The sequence below is a fragment of the Halorubrum sp. AJ67 genome (assembly GCF_000513435.1).
Map to the genome: position 1 here is coordinate 21,889 of NZ_CBVY010000005.1, position 1,534 is coordinate 23,422.

The 1,534-nt window shown below is 65.9% G+C and carries 2 protein-coding genes; both read right to left on the bottom strand.

Annotated elements, in window-relative coordinates; translation table 11 throughout:
* Positions 1-196: 196 nt before the first annotated feature.
* Complete coding sequence (locus BN903_RS06435) at positions 197-1,183, bottom strand: replication factor C small subunit (protein ID WP_048076970.1); 987 nt, start codon at positions 1,181-1,183, stop codon at positions 197-199.
* 125 nt (positions 1,184-1,308) lie between these two features.
* Positions 1,309-1,534: electron transfer flavoprotein subunit alpha/FixB family protein (locus BN903_RS06440; protein ID WP_048076971.1), on the bottom strand; the 226-nt coding region annotated here is incomplete at its 5' end.

The window sequence follows — 1,534 nt, forward strand, 5'->3', positions numbered from 1 at the left end:
CGCAACGAGGGGAGCGATAGCGAGCGAGTGAGGAGCGCACCGAGCGTGCGTCGTCCTCGCGGCTGGGGCTTCGGCGGTCTCAGTCATCAAGTCAGTTCCGTAGTATCGAGCGGCTGGGGCTTCGGCAGCACCCTCACCTGTATTCGACACTACCAGAACACGAAAGAACCCGACGTACCGTCCGCGAACCGCGCCACTACTCCTCGTCTAAGGATAGCGCGGCCAGAAGCGACTCCAACTGGACCTGCTCGTTCGCGCCCTCGGCGATCCGGTAGTCGGCCTCGCCGATGCGCTCCATCAGCCGCACCGCCTCGCGCTCGCTTAATTCGAACTCCCAGACGGAGCGGTGGAGCTGGTCGATCACGTCGCCGCCGGCCATCCCCGTCTCCGTGAGCAGCGTGTCGAGGGTCGACCGCGCCCGCGCGAAGTCGCCGTTCAGCGCGTCGGTCACCATCGATTCGATCTCCTCCGGACGCGCCGTCGCCGTGATCGCGTACACCGCCTCCTCGTCGACGATGTCGCCGGTCGTCGCCGCGGCCTGAAGGGAGTTGATCGCGCGGCGCATGTCGCCGTCGGCCGCGTACACGAGGGCGTCGACGCCCGCGTCGGTCACCTCGATCTCCTCCGCCGCCGCGATCTCGCGGACCATCCCGCCGACCGCCTCGTCCGAGAGCGGCGAGAACCGGAAGACGGCACAGCGGGACTGGATCGGGTCGATGATCTTCGACGAGTAGTTACACGAGAGGATGAACCGCGTGTTGTCGGAGAACTGCTCCATCGTCCGGCGGAGCGCTGACTGTGCGTCATCAGTGAGGCTGTCGGCCTCGTCGAGGAACACGATCCGGAAGTCGCCGCCGAACGACGAGCGCGCGAACCCCTTGATCCGGTCGCGGACCACGTCGATTCCGCGTTGGTCAGAGGCGTTGAGTTCGAGGAATTTCCCGCGCCAGTTGTCCTCGCCGTAGATTTCGCGGGCGATGGCGGTGGCTGCGGTGGTTTTTCCGATGCCTGCTGGACCTGAAAATAATAGGTGGGGGACGTCGTCCTGCGCGATGTAGCTCTGGAGTCGCTCGACGATCTCCTCCTGTCCGTGGATGTCGTCGAGCGTCTGCGGCCGGTACTTCTCGATCCAGATCTCCCGGCCGGTGGCGGTCGCGGCCGTCTGCTCGTCGCCCTCGCTCATTGCCGGATCCGAGGGTCGGCGGGGTGATAAACGAACCGAGAACGGGGCGTGGTCGGGTTGGTCCCCGAGCCGCCTCAAGTGAACTTCTCGATCAGGCGAACCCGTCGATCAGGCGAACCTGCCGCTCAGGCGAACTCGTCGATCAGCGCGGGCACCACGTCGAAGAGGTCGCCGACGATCCCGTAGTCGGCGATGTCGAAGATCGGCGCGTTCGGGTCGGTGTTGATCGCGATTATCGTGTCCGACCCCTTCATGCCGGCGACGTGTTGGACCGCGCCGGAGATGCCGATCGCGAGGTACACGTCCGGCGTGACGACCTTCCCCGACTGGCCGACCTGCCGGTTCTTCGGC

What these genes read in the sequence shown, in the direction of transcription:
- BN903_RS06435 (WP_048076970.1), bottom strand. Translation starts at nt 1,183, where the DNA reads ATGAGCGAGGGCGACGAGCAGACGGCCGCGACCGCCACCGGCCGGGAG.